This is a genomic window from Emticicia soli, from assembly GCF_037860775.1.
In the GTDB taxonomy this organism is placed as follows: Bacteria; Bacteroidota; Bacteroidia; order Cytophagales; family Spirosomataceae; genus Emticicia; species Emticicia soli.
The window spans coordinates 317,598-338,686 of record NZ_JBBEWC010000001.1 but is presented as its reverse complement, the minus strand read 5'-3'; the positions used below and the strand labels follow the sequence as shown (position 1 = coordinate 338,686).

Here is a 21,089-nt window from a genome sequence, read left to right as displayed (position 1 = left end):
TTTAATAGAGTTAACTGCTCTTTTTTATTTCTCCTATCAGCATACAACCTGCTACCCGCAAACCACCTTTCAGCAGGGTAGCTTTTGAGGCTTTGTTCTGAATGCTACAACGAGCTGCCGGAACTCTGCCTGCCTGATAGCAAACTTTCTTTAATTCTTGTATCAAAAATGAGCCCAAGCCTTTTTGTCTGTGGGCTTCGCTTACTTCCATATACAAATCTGCAAAAGGTTTGTTATAATGCAATAAAAAATCTCCCGAAGCTACTACCTCTCCGCCCAGTTCGAGCACATAATTGCTCCCGTCTTCAACCTTTTTGCCAAAAGTGCTTTCGTAATCTTCTTTTGAGCGGAAATTTACCTCAGGTACTGCTAAGCAGGTTGTTTGGTCTTCTTCAAACAAAATAGCATCGGCTCTGATTCCCGTAGCATATTCATAAAGCATTGTGGTAAGCAACATGGCATTGCTTTGGGTTTCGATAAACTTTGCGCCTGATGCCGCCAATAAATAGGGGAAAATACGGCTAGCCAAATGCTGATAACCCTGTAACAGATAAAATTCAAAGATAGTGTCTCTATCGGCTGTTTCCTGCCCCTTTACTGAGCCGTAGCCAATCACTGCATCGTTGGCATATAAGAGATAAGAATCAGACCAGCCACGCTCGTGGCAAGCATTATACCTGATTTGGCGGTTTATTTCGTGCAAAAACAAATCCCGATAGGGCAGTATTTCCTGTAAAGTAACTTTAATGATGTTGAAGTGCATGGTATCAGGCATAAAATTCAATAATTGAATTGTGCCCTTTTTTATTGTGCCTTTGGTAGTTCTTTTTTTGTGGGCGTGGGGGAATTTTGTAGTATTTATAAGCCCCTAAAACAAAAAATCCCCTCAAAACTATGTTTTAAGGGGAATCTGGGAGGAATATGGGGCTCGAACCCACGACCTTCGGAACCACAATCCGACGCTCTAACCAACTGAGCTAAGACCTCCATGCGTGCTTACGGACTGCAAATGTAGAAAGTTTTTCTAAAAAATCAAAAAAAAATTGCTCATTTTTGCTTTTACTACTAAATTAGGGATTATGAGCGAGCGAAGAACATCTTTTTTTGATACAAAAATTGAATTCCTGAAGGGTGTAGGTAGTGTAAAAGCCGAGCTTCTTAATAAGGAATTGAATATCTTCACTTTTGGTGATTTAATAGAATATTATCCTTTTAGGCACGAAGACCGCACCCAGTTTCATCGGATAAGTGAATTGAATGAGGCCATGCCTGCCGCACAAATAAAAGGGCGTTTGCGCTCTTGGGAGCGTATTGGCGAGGGCTCAAAAGAACGATTGATTGCGCAGTTTACCGATGGCACCGGAATGTTGGAGTTAAGCTGGTTTCAGGGTATTACTTTTCTGGAGAAAACTTTGCGCTTGCAGGGCGACTATATTGTATATGGCAAACCAACGGTTTTTAACGGCCGATGGCAAATGAGCCACCCTGAAATGGATATGCTGACAGCCGAAAACGAACGGGGGGGGCATTTTCAGCCAGTATATTCATTGACCGATAAAATCCGCAAGCGATATGTTGATAGCAAGCAGATAAGCAAATGGATGAAAACATTGCTAGAAACAGCGGTGCATCATATCCACGAAACTTTACCTGCGCCGCTAATTCAGCGTTTCAGGCTGATTTCAAAACAGGAGGCTATTTACCATATCCATATCCCGTTTAATTTTGATGCGCTCCGGCATGCAACCAGAAGGCTAAAATTTGAAGAGCTATTCTACAATCAGTTTCGCCTTATTAAACAAAAACTTATCCGCCGGGATAATTACGCCGGGCAGATTTTTACCAAAACACAGTTACTTACTGAATTTTATCAGCATCATCTGCCATTTGATTTAACAGGTGCGCAGAAACGGGTAATTCGTGAGATTTTTGAGGATTTGCGTTCGGGTAAGCAAATGAATCGCCTTTTGCAAGGCGATGTAGGAAGCGGTAAAACCATCGTAGCGTTTATCACGATGCTACTGGCTATTGATAACAACGCACAGGCTTGTTTGATGGCCCCAACCGAAATTTTATCAGACCAACACTATACTAATCTTAAACGTTTTGCTGATTTAATAGGTATAAAAATTGCCGAACTAACCGGCTCAGTAGGCAAAAAAGCACGTAGGGCTATTAATGAAGGCTTACTTGATGGCAGTATTCATATTTTGGTCGGAACACACGCCGTGCTCGAAGACCACGTGCAGTTTAAGAACCTGGGCCTATGTATTATTGATGAGCAACACCGTTTTGGGGTAGCGCAAAGAGCTAAGCTATGGGATAAAAACCAGAACTTCCGACCACATATTCTGGTCATGACGGCCACACCTATTCCCCGAACGCTGGCTATGACGCTTTACGGAGATTTAGATGTATCGATGATTGATGAATTACCGGCAGGGCGTAAACCTATCAAGACTATTCACCGATACGATTCTGACCGCCTACGGGTGTTTGAATTTCTGAGAAGCGAACTTATTAAAGGCCGACAGGTGTATATTGTGTACCCGCTCATTGAAGAGTCTGAAACGCTTTCGTTCAAAAATCTGATGGATGGTTACGAAAGTATTGCAAGGGCGTTTCCTGAATATATGCTTAGCATAGTTCATGGTAAAATGGGTTGGAAAGAGAAAGATTACGAAATGCAGCGTTTCAAGAATAAAGAAACCCAGATATTGGTTGCCACAACAGTAATAGAAGTAGGGGTAGACGTACCAAATGCCTCTGTAATGGTGATTGAAAGTGCCAATCGTTTTGGGTTATCGCAGTTACACCAGTTGAGAGGTCGGGTTGGGCGAGGGGCAGAGCAATCGTATTGTATTCTGATGACAGATTATAAGATAGCCAAAGAAACCCGCACCCGCATTGAAACAATGGTGCGAACTAATAATGGTTTTGAGATTTCGGAGGTTGATTTGTCATTGAGAGGGCCGGGCGATATGGCCGGAACGCAACAAAGTGGTATGCTCGATTTAAAAGTAGCCGATTTGGCTAAAGATGGTGAAATTTTGAAATATGCCCGTGAAGCGGCTATGGAAATACTCGATAATGACCCTGATCTGCAAAGCGCAGAGAATGCACCAATCAGGCACCATATTCAAAACCTGCGCAACAACGAAACCAACTGGAGCCGCATTAGCTAGAAACAGAGAATCTGGTTTAATACTGTTTACTCAATGGAAACCATAATTTAATCTGTCTGCTGTAATATTTAAGGTTGTTTTTTTGTTAGCTAATCAAAAAGGAACCCGAATGCTAAAGAAATTTACTGCTAGAATTTTTATTGGCTACTTATGCATTTTGTTATTGTCGCAACTCTTTTCGGGTTGTATGTCTTTCAGAATGAGCGACAATGACCTTAAAGAGTACTTTGCTGGTCATGGCATTCCGAAGCAACATAAAATACAGGTATTGGGTAAATCTATTAATTATGCCGAAATCGGAAATGATTCTCTTCCTGTAGCATTTTTTGTACATGGTTCGCCAGGTTCGTGGAGTGCTTTTGCGGGTTTTATGAAAGATTCAGCTCTATTAAAAAAAGCAAAAATAGTTTCGGTTGATAGAATCGGGTTTGGTTATTCTGACTTTGGTAAAGGCGAAAAATCTCTGGCTAAGCAAGCGGCATACCTAAAACCTATTGTGGCTCAATATAAGGCACAGGGTAAGAAAGTTATACTAATAGGGCATTCGCTTGGTGGGCCTGTGATTGCCCGAATGGCGATTGACTACCCCGAGTTGGTTGATAATCTGGTATTTGTAGCAGGTTCTATTGATCCAGCCTTAGAGCCATCTACATGGTATAGATATGTACTGGATTTTGTAGGAATCAGGTATATAATACCTAAAAGTTTCAGAGCTTCGAACGACGAAATAATTTATCTGAAACAAGAGCTCGAGGCAATGTTGCCTTTATGGCAATCTATTAAGCAGCCTTGTATTGTGATTCAGGGTGCTAAAGATATATTGGTTGACCCAAAAAATGCGGCTTTTGCCAAAAGAATGTTAACAAATGCCGAAAGTGTTGAAATCTGGATAAAAGACGACATGAATCATTTTGTGCCGTGGTCAAACCCTGAGTTGATCAATAAGGCTATTCTGAAAAGTATTGAAAGATAATTTATTAAAGCCTTTCGAAAAATTATAAAATAAAGGTTTTATCTCCTAATTTTGATAAAAAGTGTTTTCCATGTCGCTTTCCCAATTGTTTAAAATAGTAAAAAAGAATTTTCAAGAACCAACACCTGTTGCACCTTCGACTGCACCTGTTCAGACTTATACACCAGAGGTAGCCAAAAAAATGCAAGAATTGCTTGGCAAACATGTGCCCGCCCATGCGGTTGAGTATTGCTTTGAGTTGTGGAAAGAACAACCCTTTTCGTTTAAAATTTCACGCTCACGTAGTTCGTGTTTTGGCAATTATACTTTTCGTGATGGGCAACATAAAATTACGGTTAATAACGATTTAAGTACTTATGCTTTCGTGATAACCTATGTTCATGAAATTGCACACCAAAGAGCCTGGTTAAACAAATCTCGCCGGAAAATAGAACCGCATGGCAAAGAATGGAAAAAAAATTTCCAGGTACTTATGTCACCAATCCTTAATTTGAACGTTTTTCCTGAAACGGTACTTGTTCCGCTTACGCAATACATGGCAAATCCTGCGGCTTCGTCGGTGAGTTATGCGCCATTGGCCAAAGCATTGCAAGGTTTCGAAATATTTGAGCAAAATGGCGTTTTGTTGGCCGATGTTGCCGATAATCAATGGTTCACATTCCGTAATACCGTATTTCAGCGATTAGAAAAACGCCGCACCCGCATATTGTGTATGGAACGAACCAGTAAAAGAAGATATACTATTTTAGCTACGGCAAGGGTTAATTTGCTAGAAGCATAACAAATGAATGAATCTTTACTACCTAAATAAAATTTTTTCCAGAACCTTGTTTATCGGGCTGCAACCTGCCCGATGGCTTTTTATGGGTTGTTTTGTGCTTTTGTATAGCCAAACAGTTTCAGGCCAATCGTCGGTTTTAAGCAAAGGGACTTGGTACAAAATAGCAACTACACAAACAGGTGTTCACCGAATCAATGCCAATTTTTTAAAGCAAGCGGGTATTGATATTACCCAAATTAATCCGCAGTATATCAGGCTTTATGGTAATGGCGGCGCAATGTTGCCACAAGCTAATGCACAGCCACGCCCCAATGATTTAATCGAAAACGCCATTGAAGTAATTGGCGAAGCCGATGGTAAATTTGATGAGGCCGATTATATTTTGTTTTATGCCGAAAGCCCGCATGTTATATTTTATGATAGTAACCAACAACGACTTAAGCACCAGAATAACTACTATTCCGACTCAAGTTTTGTTTTTCTTACTGTTTCAGATTCACCAGGGCTACGTATCAAAAATGCGAATTCGGTTCAGTCTTCTCAAACAATTACTACTTTTGATGATTTCCGGTTTCATGAACTAGACCAACGGAATCTGATAAGCTCAGGCGCAAGAGAGTTAAGCGGCTCGGGCCGAGAGTGGTATGGCGAGTCATTTGGTATCAATAGCGAACTTTCTTTTAATGAGACAATTGAGGGTTTAATACCCAATTCAAACATAAAAATTACCTCTTCGGCTGTTGGTACTGCGTATGTTTCAACTCAATTGGCTTTGAAACTCAATAACACCGATATAGGTAGCAATATATTTCAGCCTATAAGAGCCGGACAATACGATGCCAAGGGTATTTATGACATAAAAGGGACAGAAAATACCTCAACTTTTACAGCAACCGTTCAGAGTGGAAATTCAATAAAACTTACTTATACGCATAACAAAGGTGGTCAGTCGTCGGCTACAGCTTATCTGAACTACTACCAGATACAAGCCAAGAGGGCTTTGCAATTTTACGAGTCTCAGACAATCGTAAGGGCATTAGAAAGCCTTAATAGCCCCAATGTACAGTTTAAAGTAGCCCAAGCCAACGCACAATCAAAAATCTGGGACATTAGTAATGCCCAAGTACCTGACAATATAGCTTATACTATCAGTGGAGCAGAAGCTAGTTTTGGCGCATCAACGGCAGGCTTGTTAAAAACATTTGTACTGTTTAATGATAAGAATCTCTTAGAGCCCAATACAGTAAGCAAAATAGCCAATCAAAACCTGCATGAAGTAGAAGTGCCCGAGTTGCTGATTGTTACTTTACCCGAATGGAAAAACCAGGCAGAAAGGCTAGCTGATTTTAGAAGAAGTAACGATGGCCTATCGGTAATTGTAGCTACTACTAACGAGGTTTATAATGAGTTTGCATCAGGTCGGCCTGATGTAAGTGCTATCCGTGATTTTGCTCGTTTTTTATGGCAAAAAAATCCTGCCAAGTTTAAATACCTGCTTTTGTTTGGTGATGCCACCTACGATTACAAAAACAATCATAAGTTTTCGTATGTGAATCCTGATTTATACATCCCTACTTATGAAAGCCGTGAATCGCTGAGTCCGATTCTGAGCTTTTCGTCTGACGATTATCTGGGTTTTCTTGAGACACATGAAGGCGAATGGGCAGAGAATAATCAGGGCAACCACACATTAGATGTAAGCGTAGGGAGGCTTCCGGCTAAATCGGTAGAAGAAGCTAAAAATGTGGTAGATAAACTTATTTACTATGCAAAAAATGCCAAAACAATTGGCCGCTGGCGAGGCAAAATAAGTTTTGTTGCAGATGATGGCGACGGAAACATTCACCAGCAAGATGCTGATAGAATTGCCAGCTTGATAGAAGCACAAGACAAAAACATAAGTACCAGCAAAATTTATGTTGATAATTACAAGCAAATATCTACTTCGTCGGGCACGCTAGCACCTGATGCTAACAAGGCTTTAAACAAAGCAGTAAACGAAGGCAGTTTAATTGTGAATTACAGCGGACACGGCGGCCCCGATGGTTGGACAGAAGAAAAAATACTGACAATAGGCCAGATAGAGGCGTGGCGAAACCTTAGTAATATGCCGGTGTTTCTTACTGCTACCTGTTCATTTGGCCGCTTTGATGACCCCTCGGTTGTATCTGGTGCTGAAATAGCTATGCTGAGCCCGAGAGGAGGCGCAATAGGCTTACTAACTACTACTCGTCCGGTATATTCTTACACCAATTTCTTGCTCAATAACGCATTCTATGCTGCCTTTGCAATAGAAAAACAGAACATCAACTGGCGACTGGGCGATATTTTCAGGCTTACCAAAAACAACTCGCTCAGCAATGTAAATAACCGTAATTTTTCATTACTCGGCGACCCATCTATGAAGCTGGCGTATCCGGCCGATAAAGTAACGATTACAAAAATCAACGGGCAAGCACCCGATAACCAAACCTTGAAAGCCTTAGCCAAAGTAAACATTGAAGGTGTGATACAAGAAGCGGGTTCTGATAAACTAAAATCCAATTTTAATGGTTACGTAATTGTTTCAGTTTTAGATAAACCATCAACAGTTAGCACTTTAGGACAAAAAACTGAAAAATTTACTTATCAGGTTTATCAGAATAAGATTTTTGAGGGAAGGGTGGCAGTTAAAAATGGTGTTTTTTCTGTAAATTTCATTGTTCCGAAAGACATTAATTACCAATTAGGAGCAGGTAAAATCAATTGCTATGCATTTGTAGCCGACAGCAGCAGTGACGCCATCGGGAGCTTTGACAGGGTATTGATTGGCGGCAGCGAGACCGCCACCAGCGTAGATACGCAAGGCCCTGAAATTGAACTTTTTGTAGATACAAATAATATGCTTGAAGCCCGTATTTCTGACGAAAGTGGTATTAATTTATCGCAGGCAGGTATTGGCCACGAAATGCTTATTACGCTCAATGATACTTTGCAAGTTGTTGCCAATCAGTATTTTATGAGTTATGAAGACTATACGAAAGGAGTATTGAAATACCCTTTCGGAAAGCTTCCGGCAGGTAAATATATCATAAAATTAAAAATCTGGGACATCTATAATAATTCCTCGGAGGCATCGTTAGAGTTCATAGTAGAGAACCCAAAATTTAGCTTAATACAAGCATACAATTACCCTAATCCTTTTCAGGGAGCAACTAGTTTTTTTATTGAACACAACGCCGAGGGCGAAGATATTGAGTTCGAAATTAAGGTTTTTGATAAAACAGGTCGAACAATTTTTGAGCAGGCAGAGTTATGTTATTCATGCCTGAAAACACTGAGCATTGGCATGAATATTGACCCCCAAGAGTGGGTAGTTGGTACTTATTTGTATCGTATTTCGGCCAATTTTCTTAACCATAGAATAAAAACTTATTCGTCCGGAAAATTAGTGTTTTGGAAGTAACTAAGAAAAACTGTTATATTTGGTGCCTTAAATCAATAGATCCGATACATTATCATATTAAAGCGCCCCTATTTTGGGCAGATTGAAAAAAAAGCTCTCATGAAAAGCAAATTATTAGCCACTTTGGCGAGTTTAGTTTTAATAAATTCACTTTCTGCGCAAGCACAAAATGGGGTTACAAGAGCCCCTGCTACTGCTGTTCCATTCCTGACTTTTTCACCAGATTCAAGAGCTGGCGCTTTAGGCGATGCAGGTGCGGCGTCTACCCCTGATGCCTATTCTATGTATTGGAATACTGCAAAACTACCATTTATAGACCAATCTGTGGGAGCAACAGTATCATATACCCCTTGGTTAAGAGACTTGGTTGATGACATGGATTTATTAAATGCGTCTTTTTACAAAAAAGTAGCTAAAGACCAGGTGCTAGCTTTTTCAATGACTTATTTTAACCAGGGTACTTTTGAGTTCAGAAACGCGTTTGGTGAAGAAACAGGTACTTTCCAGTCAAGAGATTTGAACATTGCCGCCGGATATACCCGTAAACTAAGCAGAGATATTGCTATGGGGTTGAACCTTAAATATATTCACTCAAACCTCATTGGCTCACAAATAATAAATAACACGGCAAGTAAACCTGCCAATACGGTAGCGGGTGATATATCTTTTTACTATACGCAAGATTCTCCGGCCAAAAGAAATAGAGAAAAAGGCGCTGCGTTTTCAGCAGGTGCTGTGATTCAGAACCTTGGTGGTAAAGTAGACTACGGTAGAGGTCGTTATTTCTTACCAACAAACCTGAAACTGGGCGGTAACTTAAACTATAGAATAGACAACTTCAACGAGTTTAACTTTTTGGTAGATGTAAACAAATTATTAGTACCAACACCGCCATTGAAAGACAACAACGGTAATATTATTAAAGGTAAAAACCCTGATGATTTGGGTGTTATTCAAGCTATTTTCTCTTCTTTCTCTGATGCACCAGATGGTTTCAAAGAAGAAATAAGAGAGTTTACACTTTCTACAGGTGTTGAGTACTGGTATAGCAAAATGTTTGCCGTACGTGCCGGATACTTCGGTCAAAGTAGTTTTAAAGGTGGTAAAAGCTATGTAACAGCAGGTTTGGGTTTAAGACTTAAAGATAGCTACGGTATTGACTTTGCGTACCTGATTCCGGTTACACAAGGTAATGCGCTTGCCAATACATGGCGTATCTCTTTGATTTTCAATATGCAATCGAAAAAAGCGAGTTCTCCAACAGAAGAAGCAACAGAATAGAACAAAGATTTATAAGATAAATTATATGAAACCTCACAGTTTTTTCAAACTTGTGAGGTTTTTGTTTTTAGGTTAAGTAAATTTACGTTTCAACCTTATAACGTATAAAAACTTGAAACCTATTTTTAGAAAACTTTCTTACTTTAGCCTTAACCTATGCCTTTTTGTTTTTCTCTCTCTTACTAATTATGCCCAAAAGAAAAACGACAAAATTGAATACCGCATTCATCCGGCTACATCGCCCATAAAAATCGATGGGATTGCAGACGAACGAGCTTGGGCAGAGGCACAACTAGCTACCGATTTTCATCAGGTTTTACCAATGGATACCAGCAAAGCTATGGTAAGAACAGAAGTAAAAATGACCTATGATGACAAAAACCTTTATGTGCTCTTTATCAATTATGAGAAAGTACCCGGCCCCTACATGGTTGAATCGCTGAAACGGGATTTCAATTTTGGCAAAAACGACAACGATTTATTGTTTATTGATACTTTCGATGACCAAACCAACGGTTTTACCTTTGGTGCAAATGCCTACGGTGCTCAATGGGATGGTTTACTTTATAATGGCAGTTCGGCAAATTTGAGTTGGGAAAACAAATGGACATCAGAAGTAAAACACGATGACGATAAATGGGTGTGGGAAGCAGCCATTCCGTTTAAGACCCTCCGTTATAAAAAAGGCATCACTCGTTGGGGTGTAAATTTCAGCCGCCTTGATTTAAAAACTACCGAAAAATCGGCTTGGGCACCTGTGCCTCGTCAGTTTGCTACGGCTTCGTTGGCTTATGCAGCATCATTGGTATGGGACCAGCCACCGCCACAAGCAGGCTCAAATATCTCTATTATTCCTTATGCACTTGGGGGCGTAAGCGCAAACCAGGAGGTAAAGTCGCCTACTAAATTAAGAGGCGATATAGGTTTTGATGCCAAAATCGGACTTACTTCTTCACTTAATCTTGATTTGACAGTAAACCCTGATTTCTCACAGGTAGAAGTAGACCAACAACAAACCAATCTCGACCGTTTTGAATTATTATTCCCCGAAAGAAGACAGTTTTTCTTAGAAAACGGCGACTTGTTTACCAATTTTGGGTATCAGAATATCCGCCCGTTTTTTTCACGTCGTATCGGTTTAAATGCACCTATCAATTTTGGTGCAAGGCTAAGTGGCAAGCTTAACAAAGACTGGCGCATTGGTTTCATGAATATGCAGACAGGAAAAAACGAAGTTGGCGTGCCTGCACAAAACTTTGGCGTAATAGCTTTGCAACGCCGTATGTTTGCCCGCTCTAACATAGCCGTAATGCTTGTTAATAAAGAAACGCTTGGCTATGGGTCGGTATCTGATTCTTTAATCAGGCTTAATAATTTATCTCGCTTCAATCGTAATTTTGGTATTGAGTATAACTTGGCTTCTAAAAACAATGACTGGACGGGTAAATTCTTGTATTTAAGCTCTTTTAGTCCTGATAAAAAGAATAATGATGATGTGTTAGCCGGAAACATTCTTTATACTTCTAAAAAATGGGTTACAGGCGTACAAGTTGAGCGAGTAGGTAACACCTACTCGGCCGAAGTAGGCTATGTGCCACGTATCAATTACAGTAAACTAAGCCCACAAGTAGCTTATCTGATGTTCCCGAAAGCCGGAGGAACTGTGTTGAGTCATGGCCCTACGGTGATACTGACACACTATTTAACAAAAGATTTTTCGGAAGAAACAGAAAATGAAAAACTGATTGGGTATAAAATCAACTTCCGTAAAACTAATAACTTGTTTGTATGGGCAGCACACAACTACGTGAAACTCTTGAATCCTTTTGACCCTACAGGTAATTTTGCTAAAATACCTTTACCAACAGGTAGCGAGCACAAATGGAACTCGTTTGGTTTCGATTATACCTCTAAGCCACAGGCATTGCTGACGTATTTTGTTTCTACCCGTTATGGCGGTTATTATGCCAACGGTACACGTTTACGCCTGAATGGAGACATTGGTTATCGTTTCCAACCCTATGTAGCTATTACTATGAGTGCCAACTTCAACCGCCTGGCTTTCAGAGAAGACCCGATTCTGCCAAAAGAATTAATAAATAAACAATACGACCTTTGGCTATTAGGTCCAAAAATCGATGTTACCTTTACAAATAAATTGTTTCTCACTAATTTCGTACAATTTAACAACCAGAACAACAATTTTAACATCAACACCCGTTTACAGTGGCGCTATAGCCCGGCATCAGATTTATTTCTGGTTTATACCGACAATTATTTTTCTGATACTTTCCATGTCAGAAACCGAAGTCTGGTTGTGAAGTTTACCTACTGGTGGAATGTATAGTAACAATTAATTTTTGCCATTATTCAATCTTAAATACACATGAAACTCTTAGTATTGCTTTTATTTCCTGTTTTAACATTTGCTCAAACTATGACTTTCGAAATTGAAGGCCACCGTGGCGCACGAGGCTTAGTGCCCGAAAACACCATTCCATCGTTCAAAAAGGCGATTGATTTAGGCGCGCATGTGCTTGAACTTGATGTGGTTATCTCAAAAGATAAGCAAGTGGTGGTTTCGCACGATACTTATTTTAATCCTGAAATTACAACCGACCCCAAAGGTGAATTTGTTACGAAAGAAACACAAGGCAACCTATATACACTCGATTACAAAGAAATAAAAAAATATGATGTAGGCTTGCGTGGCAATAAGGGATTTCCGGAGCAAGAAAAAATGAAAGTGTATAAGCCCTTGTTGAAAGATATGATAAGGGAGATTGAGAAGTACACCAAACAAAAAGGTTTGCCTGCGGTTAAATACAATGTAGAGATAAAAAGCAACGAAAAAGAAATTGGCAAATCTCAACCAGATTATGCTGAGTTTTCAGACTTGGTTTATAAAATTCTTGTAAAAGAATTGCCATTGGAGCGTGTAAACATGCAGAGCTTCGATTATAATATGCTGAAATACTGGCATGCGCAAATGCAGGCAGGTAAGTACAAAAAAGTAGCAATGGCCGTATTGATTGAGCCAAGAGCTAATAACGATGTACAGGTGAATATTGACAAACTAGGGTTTAAGCCGGATATCTGGAGCCCTTATTTTACTCAAGTAAATGCAGAACGTGTAAAACAATTGCACGATTTAGGGATAAGAGTGATTCCGTGGACAGTGAACAAACGTGAAGAAATGGAGAAAGTAAAAGCCGTTGGCTGTGATGGTGTAATTACAGATTATCCTGATAGAGCCAAGGGATTATAAGATAGATTTCAAATACTTAAATATCAATGCTTTAACTAGAAGTAAAGAAAACAAGTGTTTTGAAATTGTGTGGGAACAAAGAAATTTATATAATTTAGGTAGTTTTTTAGCAGACTTTACTCAGCGTGGGCATTTTAAACGACATACTTGGTTTTTTTCTTAAGAGACGTATCGAGCGTATTGAGGAATTTGTGCGGTATCCTGTAGAGACGCAAGAACGTATATTTCATGGACTCATTGAAAGTGCCCGGTATACAGAATGGGGATTGAAACATGGCTATTCTAGTATTGAATCTATCAAAGATTTTCAGGAACGTGTGCCTGTTTCTACCTATGAGGAACTGTACCCTTATATCGAAAGAGTACTGAAAGGCGAGCAGAACGTGCTTTGGTATTCTGATATTAAATGGTTCTCAAAGTCATCAGGTACAACTAATTCCCGTAGCAAATTTCTTCCGGTATCAGAAGAATCACTCGAAGACTGCCATTACAGAGGCGGTAAAGACGTAATGACGCTGTATCTTAATAATCGACCGAATGCAAATCTTTATGATGGCAAGGGTTTATCGATAGGCGGAACGCTTCATAAAAACCCATTCAATGCCAATACACAAGCAGGCGATATTTCGGCAGTAATTGTAAAGAATCTACCCGCATGGGCCGATTTCATACGTACACCACCGAGCGAAGTAGCCCTGATGGAAAACTGGGAAGAAAAAATGGAGCAAATGATTGAAATTTGCTCAAAAGAAAATGTTACCAGTATTCTGGGTGTTCCTACCTGGACGGTCGTGTTACTTGAAAATATTCTTGAGCGCACAGGCAAGAAAAATATGCTGGAGGTTTGGGAAGATTTCGAGGTATTTGTGCATGGCGCAGTGGCATTTCAGCCATATCGAGAGCTTTTCCGAAGTAAATTCTTTCCGTCAAATCAGGTGTCTTACCTTGAAACCTACAATGCTTCTGAGGGATTCTTTGCAATACAGGACGAACTCGACAGGATAGGTGAAATGTTATTGATGCTCGACTACGGCGTATTCTATGAGTTTATTCCGATGGAAGAATGGGATAAAGACTACCCAAAAACCCTGCTACTTGATGAAGTTGAGTTAGATAAAAATTATGCCTTGGTGATTTCGACCAATGCAGGTTTGTGGAGATATAAAATCGGAGATACCGTGAAGTTTACCTCATTGTATCCGTTCCGAATCAAAGTAAGTGGCCGTACCAAGCATTTTATTAATGCCTTTGGCGAAGAAGTTGTAATCGAAAACGCCGATATTGCTATTACAGAAGCCTGCAAAGCTTCGGGTGCTACTATGGTTGACTATACCGCCGGCCCTGTGTATATGGGCGAAGGCAACAAAGGCTGCCATGAATGGGTAATAGAGTTTTCGAATAAACCTGACGACAAAGATGTATTCGTAAAAACGCTGGACGAAACCCTACGAAAAGTAAACTCAGACTATGACGCCAAGCGTTATAAAAATATGGCTTTGCTAGAGCCTAAAGTACACTTTGTAGAAAACGGCACTTTTTACAACTGGATGTCGAAACGTGGTAAACTTGGCGGGCAAAACAAAGTGCCTCGCCTGAGCAACTCACGTGAGTATTTAGACGATATTTTAGAGATGGTTAAAGGTTGATTTGCCGGATTCTGTATAATCATTTTTTAAAGCCACTCATTTTCAGAAATCAGTGGCTTTTCTATTAATCAAAGATTCAGATACGAGTCTTGTAACCTAAACAAGCACAATGAAAATCTTACATACTGCTGATTGGCATTTGGGTAAAAGACTAGATAATTATCTACGGCTGGACGAACAAAGAGAAGTACTGGACGAGATTTGTGAGATTGCCGAGCGTGAAGCTGTAAACGCTGTAATAGTAGCCGGAGACCTATTCGATAATTTCAATCCATCATCAGAAGCGATGGAATTATTATATTCTACGCTTCATCGGCTATCAGCCAATGGTAGCAGAGCCGTAGTGGCCATTGCAGGCAACCATGATTCGCCTGAACGTATTGAAGTGCCCGATGCACTAGCCCGTGCCTGTGGGATTGTTTTTGTGGGTTTTCCGAATTTCAGCGTAAAGCCTATCAAAACGCGGGCAGGTCTGGAAATAATAAGAGTCGATAATGGCTTTATAGAAATAAAAATACCCGATTGCGATTTCCCTCTTCGGGTTTTACTAACACCCTATGCTAACGAGCAGCGTTTAAAAACTTTCTTGGGTATTGTAGAAACCGACGATGCCCTGCGGGTACACCTACAAAACCACTGGCAGAGTTTAGCCGATAAATACCTTGATAACGCCGGTTTTAATATGTTGGCCACCCACCTGTTTTTTATGAAAAAAGGTGGTGAAATGCCCGAAGAACCGGAAGATGAAAGGCCGATTCTGCATATTGGTGGCGCATCGGTTATTTACTCCGAAAATGTGCCCACACAAGTGCATTATAGCGCCCTAGGGCATTTGCACCGTTATCAGGTAATAGATTCATCGCCTTGCCCTATTGTATATTCTAGCAGCCCTTTAGCCTATAGTTTTTCAGAAGCCAGCCAGACCAAATATGTAGTACTGATAGAAGCCGAAGCAGGCCGACTGGTAGATTACAAGCCAATTGCCCTCACAAAAGGAAAGGTGCTCTTGAAAAAGAAATTTGATAATATAGATGATGCACTTCTGTGGCTTACCGAAAACCCCGATAGCCTGGTTCAGTTGACTATCGTTTCAGATAAGTATTTAGAGGCGAGCGAAAAAAAACGTTTGCTTGACGCCCACGATGGGCTGATACAGATTATTCCTGAAATCAAAAATTTAGGTGGCTTTGAGGGTGATGGCTTAGCTATTGATCTTTCGATGGGTGTTGAAAAACTCTTTGAAGAGTATTTCAGAAACCGCAAGGGGCAGGAGGTATCAACCGAACTGATGCTATTACTAAAAGAAGTATTGGCCGAAGAGAATGAATAGTGCGTATTTAAAAATTATCCAGACATGATTCCTCAGTATCTAAAAATAAAAGGGCTTTATTCTTATAAAAACCAGCAGGAAATTGATTTCAACAACCTTACTAGTGCATCTCTCTTCGGGATTTTCGGCTCTGTGGGTAGTGGTAAATCTTCGGTGTTAGAGGCTATTATGTTTGCACTCTATGGCGACACCGAGCGACTCAACAAATCGGGCGATGAGCGATATTACAACATGACCAATCTGAGCTCTGACGAGCTATTGATTGATTTTACGTGTCTGGCCGGAAAAGAAGATAATAAGTATCGGTTTGTAGTACATGGTAAGCGCAATAGCAAGAATTTTAAAGATGTAAAAGTAGAACGCAAGGCCTACCAATGGATGACGGATAACTGGAGCCCTATAACAACCGATGCCGTAGCCGAAAAGGTGATAGGTTTAAGCTATGAGAATTTCCGTCGTACGGTTATTATTCCACAAGGGAATTTTCAGGAATTTATTGAACTTAAGGGGAAGGAACGCTCTGAAATGATGAAGGTTTTGTTTGGCCTTGAAAAATTTGATTTGTTTGAAAAGAATAAACGTTTGATTGAACGCAATAACGCAGAACTCAACATTGTAAACGGGCAATTATTAAGCCTAGGCGATGAAACCCCCGAAGCCATTGAGCAAAAAGAGCACGATTTACGCCTTAAAAAAGAACTGAATAAAAGCATTGAAATAGAATTAAGCCAGCAGCGCAACGAAGAAAAACAACAAGACGAATTATTTAAACTACTTGCTAATTTAAACAATACAAGCAATAAATTTGAAAAGCTGAAAGAACAGGAAAACTGGTTTAAGCTACGAGAAGAGAAACTTAAACTTTATGAAAAGTGTGTCATAAACTTTAAGTCTTTGTTTGAGCAAAAAACTGCTAAGGAAATAGATTACCGCAGAGATAAAGTGGAAACTGACAAGAATCAGACTGCCTTAGCGCAAAGCCAATTACGCTTACAAACGCTTCTGAACGAACTAAGCACCGTAAAAACCGAATACGATAAGCGTGAAGAATACATTGCTAAAGCGAAGGAGTTAGGTGTGTTGAAAAGCTTAAAAAGCCTGGAAGAAGAGAGAACAAACATACAAAACAGAATTGCCAACGGTAAGCTAAAACTTGAAGAAAAAGAGCAGTTTATCAAAAGTTTAATAGCTGATAAAAGCACGTTGGAACAAAACCTCGAAAAACGTAAAGAGGAACTAAGAGTACAAAAAACAGAACAGAAATTAGATGAAGAACTGCTTCATCTAAAAGTACAGAAGTCGCTACAACAATTTGCCGATGCCCTGAAAGATAGCGAACCTTGCCCTTTATGCGGCTCGGTGCATCATCCTGAAGTTTTGAGTTCTGCAGAAGATTTTGATACTAAAATCAAGAATCTAACTATAACAAAGGCAAATCTTAAATCAGAAATAGAAACTGCAGAAGCAAAGATTAAAAAACTGAGCGTAGATATTGACCACCACAATGCCGACAAAGCCTATAGGTATGAAAAAACATTAAGCTTGCTTACTGAGCAATTTGCTGGTTTTGAAGGCCAGAAAAAAACGCTATCTAGCCAGCTAAATCTATTCAAATGGGCTGATTTTGAAAGTAAAAACCTTGAGGAAATAGAAACCCAGCGCCAACAGACTGAAAGTAGCATTAGGAAAATTATTGACACTTTTAATCGCTTAGATGCTGAGCACCGGGCGATTGACGGTAATATTAAGAGCATAGAAGGAAGCCAGAAAACATTATTACTTAATCTTGAAAATCATTCAAGTGCTTTAGCTTTAATTCAGAAGAATATTTTAACACAATTAAAAACTGATGGTTTCGAATCAGAAGACGAGGTAATAGCTATTCTGAAACAAAACCTGCTTATTGAAAGAGAGCGCACAGAGATACTTGCGTTCCAGACCGACTTGCAGGCTACTCAACAGGCTTTGGCGCAATTAACAAAAGATGCTGAGGGCAAGCAATATGAGCCGGAGAAACATCAGCTAACAAAAGACGCTATCAAAGCTAACGAAGCACGTTTCAATGAAATAAAAAAAGAAGAAGGAAGTCTCGAGAAAGAAATTCAAAGTGGTAGGGAGACGCTGAAAAATAAACAAAGGCTATTGGCTGAAAAAAAACGGCTTGAAATCAGAAAAGATAACCTTGATACTTTACAGAAGCTCTTTAAAGCCAATGGTTTTGTAGATTTTGTTTCTAGCATTTATCTGAAAAACCTTTCGCATGCGGCTAATGAACGCTTCCACCGCATGACACGCCACCAGCTTCATCTGGAAGTAAACGCCGATAATGATTTTGAAGTACGAGATTTACTGAATGGCGGTAAAACACGCTTGCTTAAGACGCTATCTGGCGGGCAGAAATTCCAGGCGGCTTTATCTTTAGCTTTGGCGTTGGCCGATAATATTCATAATCGTGTACAATCTAAGCATAATTTCTTCTTTCTCGACGAAGGCTTCGGGTCTTTAGACCGTGAGTCTTTACAGATTGTTTTTGAAACCTTGAAATCATTACGCAAAGAAAACCGCATTGTGGGTATTATCTCTCACGTTGATGAGTTGCAACAGGAAATTCAGACATTCTTAAAGATAGAAAATACCGAAGAAGGTAGCAAGGTATTGCCAAGTTGGTGATTTTTTAGGCACGATTTTAGCAATGGTGCATATTATGTAAGGGCTTGCTTGCCTTTAATATGCCAAACTCAATGAACAAATTACTACTACTTTTTATACTTTGCCTGAGCACTTCGGCTTTTGCTCAACAGGCTTGCCTGTGCTCACAAAACTTCGATTTTGCCTATCAGAAATTAAAAAATAACTATGCAGGTTGGGAAGATAAAGTAAGGCCCGATAACCAGGCTGCTTTCGAAAAACTTTCTGCCGAAATAAAAGAAAAGGCTAACAGCATCAGCAACGACCGTGAGTGTTATTTCTTACTGAAAAAGTGGATTGATTTTTTTCAGGACGGTCACGTTTTCATTACGCCCCTTTCTCCATACCCGATTGATGAAAGCCCCGAAGTTGTAGCCGCTCGTGCTGCTAAAGTTCCGGTTGTCTCTTTCACCGAAACCAGTTTTATGCAGTACTTGAAAGAAAACGAAAGTCGTTTGGCCTCTATAGAGGGTATTTGGGAAAGTGAAGATAAAGATTACAGAGTAGGCATAGTTCGAGATAAAAAAGATACCAAAAAGTTTCAAGGCTTTTTATTGGCCGATAGAAACGCACAGTGGAAAGCAGGTAAAGTGAAGTTTGAAATGACTCAGGTAGCGCCATTACGATATACAACAAAATATTATTATGCCGATTTTGGAGCAGAAACGAGCCTGACAAGAGAAGTAAAGAATTTTTTGGTGATAGAGAACATTTACAAATTCAGCAAAGTATTCCCGACACCTGGCGAGACCATAAACGATGAAGATAACAGGCAGAAAATTCTTGATTACAGAGTAGAACAATTAGATAATGAAACAGCCTTGGTTGTATTGCCGCCTTTTACGCTCATAAATGGCCCTGATTATATCAGCGAAATGATAAATAGGAATAAGCCAATTCTGGATAATTCGCCGAATCTGATTATTGATTTAAGAAATAACCCCGGTGGTGATGATGCCGCTTACGAATCCTTGTTTCCGTATATTAATACCCAGGCAATAGTGCGAAAAGGAGGCTTGTTTAAAGCTACTTTCGAGAATAGCGTTTCTATCAGGCATGAGCTTGAAGCTATTAAGGTGCATGCAGGCTATAGAGCGCGCCTTACGCCCAAACTGCAACAGGTGTTACGGTTGATGGAAGCTAATAGCGGCAGCTTTGTAAAAGGACCGGATAAGGAATTCCCATTGGTGAACATAGCACCTAATCCTAAAAAAGTGGCTTTTATTGTAAACAAAAATACGGCCAGCACAGCCGAACAGTTTATTTTGGAAGCAAAACAAAGTAAGAAAACGCTTGTTTTTGGAGAAAATACCAAAGGTTTAGCCGATTATATTGAAGTAAGAGAGTGGGGCATGCCCTGCTATGGCTGGCGGGTTGCTTTTGCAATGGCTAAAAGTGCACGTTTACCGCAGAATCCTATTGATAACATAGGTATTGCACCAGATATTAAAATCAGTGAGAAAGAAGCTGATTGGGTTGAATTTGTCAGGAATTATTTGAAAAAGTAAAAAAATGCCCACTCGTAAAGGTGGGCATTAGAATTTAGTTTACTAGTCCGGCTCTTATGCTTTGTAGAATCTCTATGCCACCGTTGGCCAATACATTCTCCGCTACTTTTACGCCTAAGCCTTCCGGGTCGTCAACTGTGCTTTCTTCTATTACTTTAATGAGTTTTTGTCCATCAAGGCTGATAAGCCCGGCTGTCATTTTCAGATGTAGCCCTCCGTTTTCGTTTTCTTCTAAAGTTGCTTTTCCGAATGATGGAATCGAGCAACCACCCTGTAATGTTTTCAGATAAGCTCTTTCGGCTAACAGACATTTTTCTGTCTGTGCATCGTTAATCAGGAGCTTTATTATCAGTTTTTTCTCTTCGGTAAGTGTTTTAGCCGCTTCTATTGCTACACAACCTTGTCCTACCGGAGGCACAAACTCTGTTAATGGCAAAAGCTCAACAATCAAATCATCGTAATGCATGCGGTGCACACCTGCATAGGCTAGTAATAAGGCATCGCATTGTTTTTCTTCCAGTTTGCGCAGGCGTGTTTGCAAGTTACCACGCATATCTACTATCTCAATATGCGGATAATAATGCTTTAGCATTGCCACCCTACGTGTAGAAGAGGTTCCCACCACAAAGCTTTTGCCACTTTGTAACGATAAGTTTTTGTTGAAACTCACCAATACATCGTTTACCTGCTCACGCTCCGTAAAAGCGATTACTTCAAGGTCTGATGCGAGCTCAGACTGTAAATCTTTAGCCGAATGCACTGCTATGTCAATTTCGCCACTGCGAAGCTGGTCTTCCAGTTCTTCTGTAAAAACGCCTTTGCTACCTATTTTAGACAAAGAGCGGTCAAGTATTTTATCGCCTTTGGTTTCAATAATTACTATCTCTGTTTCTACCCCTTTGGCTTTCAGTTTATCTTCTACATAGTAGGCTTGCCACAAGGCCAGCTTACTACCACGGGTTCCGATTTTTATTTTCATTTTAA

Annotated in this window: 13 protein-coding genes and 1 tRNA gene; 11 read left to right on the top strand and 3 right to left on the bottom strand. The window is 40.0% G+C overall.

Annotation, left to right across the window (positions count from 1 at the left end):
* Positions 1-10: 10 nt before the first annotated feature.
* Positions 11-775, bottom strand: a complete 765-nt coding sequence (locus tag WAE64_RS01475; RefSeq protein ID WP_340233683.1) for a GNAT family N-acetyltransferase — start codon at positions 773-775, stop codon at positions 11-13.
* A gap of 137 nt (positions 776-912) precedes the next feature.
* Positions 913-988, bottom strand: a tRNA-His gene (locus tag WAE64_RS01470).
* A gap of 91 nt (positions 989-1,079) precedes the next feature.
* Between WAE64_RS01470 and recG the strand changes: the two genes are divergently transcribed.
* The 11 genes from recG to WAE64_RS01415 all read left to right on the top strand — a co-directional run bounded on the left by recG (position 1,080) and on the right by WAE64_RS01415 (position 20,105).
* Entirely contained in the window at positions 1,080-3,185 is a 2,106-nt protein-coding gene (recG, locus tag WAE64_RS01465; RefSeq protein ID WP_340233679.1) for an ATP-dependent DNA helicase RecG, read from the top strand.
* A 109-nt stretch (positions 3,186-3,294) separates the two neighbouring features.
* The gene (locus tag WAE64_RS01460) at positions 3,295-4,158 is read left to right on the top strand and encodes an alpha/beta fold hydrolase (protein WP_340233677.1); all 864 of its coding nucleotides are present in this window, start codon (positions 3,295-3,297) and stop codon (positions 4,156-4,158) included.
* 70 nt (positions 4,159-4,228) lie between these two features.
* On the top strand, positions 4,229-4,939 hold the full coding sequence (locus tag WAE64_RS01455; RefSeq protein WP_340233675.1) for a SprT-like domain-containing protein: 711 nt from the start codon (positions 4,229-4,231) through the stop codon (positions 4,937-4,939).
* Positions 4,940-4,946: 7 nt separating this feature from the next.
* A complete protein-coding gene (gene porU / locus WAE64_RS01450) occupies positions 4,947-8,384 on the top strand; it encodes a type IX secretion system sortase PorU (RefSeq protein WP_340233673.1) in 3,438 nt (1,145 codons plus the stop codon).
* Positions 8,385-8,483: 99 nt separating this feature from the next.
* Entirely contained in the window at positions 8,484-9,665 is a 1,182-nt protein-coding gene (gene porV / locus WAE64_RS01445; RefSeq protein WP_340233671.1) for a type IX secretion system outer membrane channel protein PorV, read from the top strand.
* Positions 9,666-9,786: 121 nt separating this feature from the next.
* On the top strand, positions 9,787-12,012 hold the full coding sequence (locus tag WAE64_RS01440) for a DUF5916 domain-containing protein (protein ID WP_379977855.1): 2,226 nt from the start codon (positions 9,787-9,789) through the stop codon (positions 12,010-12,012).
* Positions 12,013-12,102: 90 nt separating this feature from the next.
* Positions 12,103-12,933 carry a glycerophosphodiester phosphodiesterase family protein gene (locus WAE64_RS01435; RefSeq protein WP_340233667.1) on the top strand — a complete coding sequence of 277 codons (831 nt, stop codon included), beginning with the start codon at positions 12,103-12,105 and terminating at the stop codon, positions 12,931-12,933.
* Positions 12,934-13,058: 125 nt separating this feature from the next.
* Positions 13,059-14,579: a GH3 auxin-responsive promoter family protein gene (locus WAE64_RS01430; RefSeq protein WP_340233665.1), complete on the top strand. Its 1,521-nt coding sequence runs from the start codon at positions 13,059-13,061 to the stop codon at positions 14,577-14,579.
* A gap of 109 nt (positions 14,580-14,688) precedes the next feature.
* On the top strand, positions 14,689-15,909 hold the full coding sequence (locus WAE64_RS01425; protein WP_340233663.1) for a metallophosphoesterase family protein: 1,221 nt from the start codon (positions 14,689-14,691) through the stop codon (positions 15,907-15,909).
* Positions 15,910-15,933: 24 nt separating this feature from the next.
* Positions 15,934-18,579: an SbcC/MukB-like Walker B domain-containing protein gene (locus WAE64_RS01420; RefSeq protein WP_340233661.1), complete on the top strand. Its 2,646-nt coding sequence runs from the start codon at positions 15,934-15,936 to the stop codon at positions 18,577-18,579.
* Positions 18,580-18,650: 71 nt separating this feature from the next.
* Positions 18,651-20,105, top strand: coding sequence for a S41 family peptidase (locus WAE64_RS01415; protein ID WP_340233659.1), 1,455 nt, complete (start codon positions 18,651-18,653; stop codon positions 20,103-20,105).
* A gap of 34 nt (positions 20,106-20,139) precedes the next feature.
* Here WAE64_RS01415 and hemC read toward each other — a convergent pair whose 3' ends face one another.
* Positions 20,140-21,084 (bottom strand): hydroxymethylbilane synthase, encoded by a 945-nt coding sequence (gene hemC, locus WAE64_RS01410; protein ID WP_340233657.1) that lies wholly within the window; start codon positions 21,082-21,084, stop codon positions 20,140-20,142.
* Positions 21,085-21,089: the final 5 nt, after the last annotated feature.

Bases quoted from the DNA above. Each gene is read 5' to 3' on its own strand.
- WAE64_RS01475 (WP_340233683.1), bottom strand. From the start codon at position 775: ATGCCTGATACCATGCACTTCAACATCATTAAAGTTACTTTACAGGAA.
- recG (WP_340233679.1), top strand. From the start codon at position 1,080: ATGAGCGAGCGAAGAACATCTTTTTTTGATACAAAAATTGAATTCCTG.
- WAE64_RS01460 (WP_340233677.1), top strand. From the start codon at position 3,295: ATGCTAAAGAAATTTACTGCTAGAATTTTTATTGGCTACTTATGCATT.
- WAE64_RS01455 (WP_340233675.1), top strand. From the start codon at position 4,229: ATGTCGCTTTCCCAATTGTTTAAAATAGTAAAAAAGAATTTTCAAGAA.
- porU (WP_340233673.1), top strand. From the start codon at position 4,947: ATGAATCTTTACTACCTAAATAAAATTTTTTCCAGAACCTTGTTTATC.
- porV (WP_340233671.1), top strand. From the start codon at position 8,484: ATGAAAAGCAAATTATTAGCCACTTTGGCGAGTTTAGTTTTAATAAAT.
- WAE64_RS01435 (WP_340233667.1), top strand. From the start codon at position 12,103: ATGACTTTCGAAATTGAAGGCCACCGTGGCGCACGAGGCTTAGTGCCC.
- WAE64_RS01425 (WP_340233663.1), top strand. From the start codon at position 14,689: ATGAAAATCTTACATACTGCTGATTGGCATTTGGGTAAAAGACTAGAT.
- WAE64_RS01420 (WP_340233661.1), top strand. From the start codon at position 15,934: ATGATTCCTCAGTATCTAAAAATAAAAGGGCTTTATTCTTATAAAAAC.
- WAE64_RS01415 (WP_340233659.1), top strand. From the start codon at position 18,651: ATGAACAAATTACTACTACTTTTTATACTTTGCCTGAGCACTTCGGCT.
- hemC (WP_340233657.1), bottom strand. From the start codon at position 21,084: ATGAAAATAAAAATCGGAACCCGTGGTAGTAAGCTGGCCTTGTGGCAA.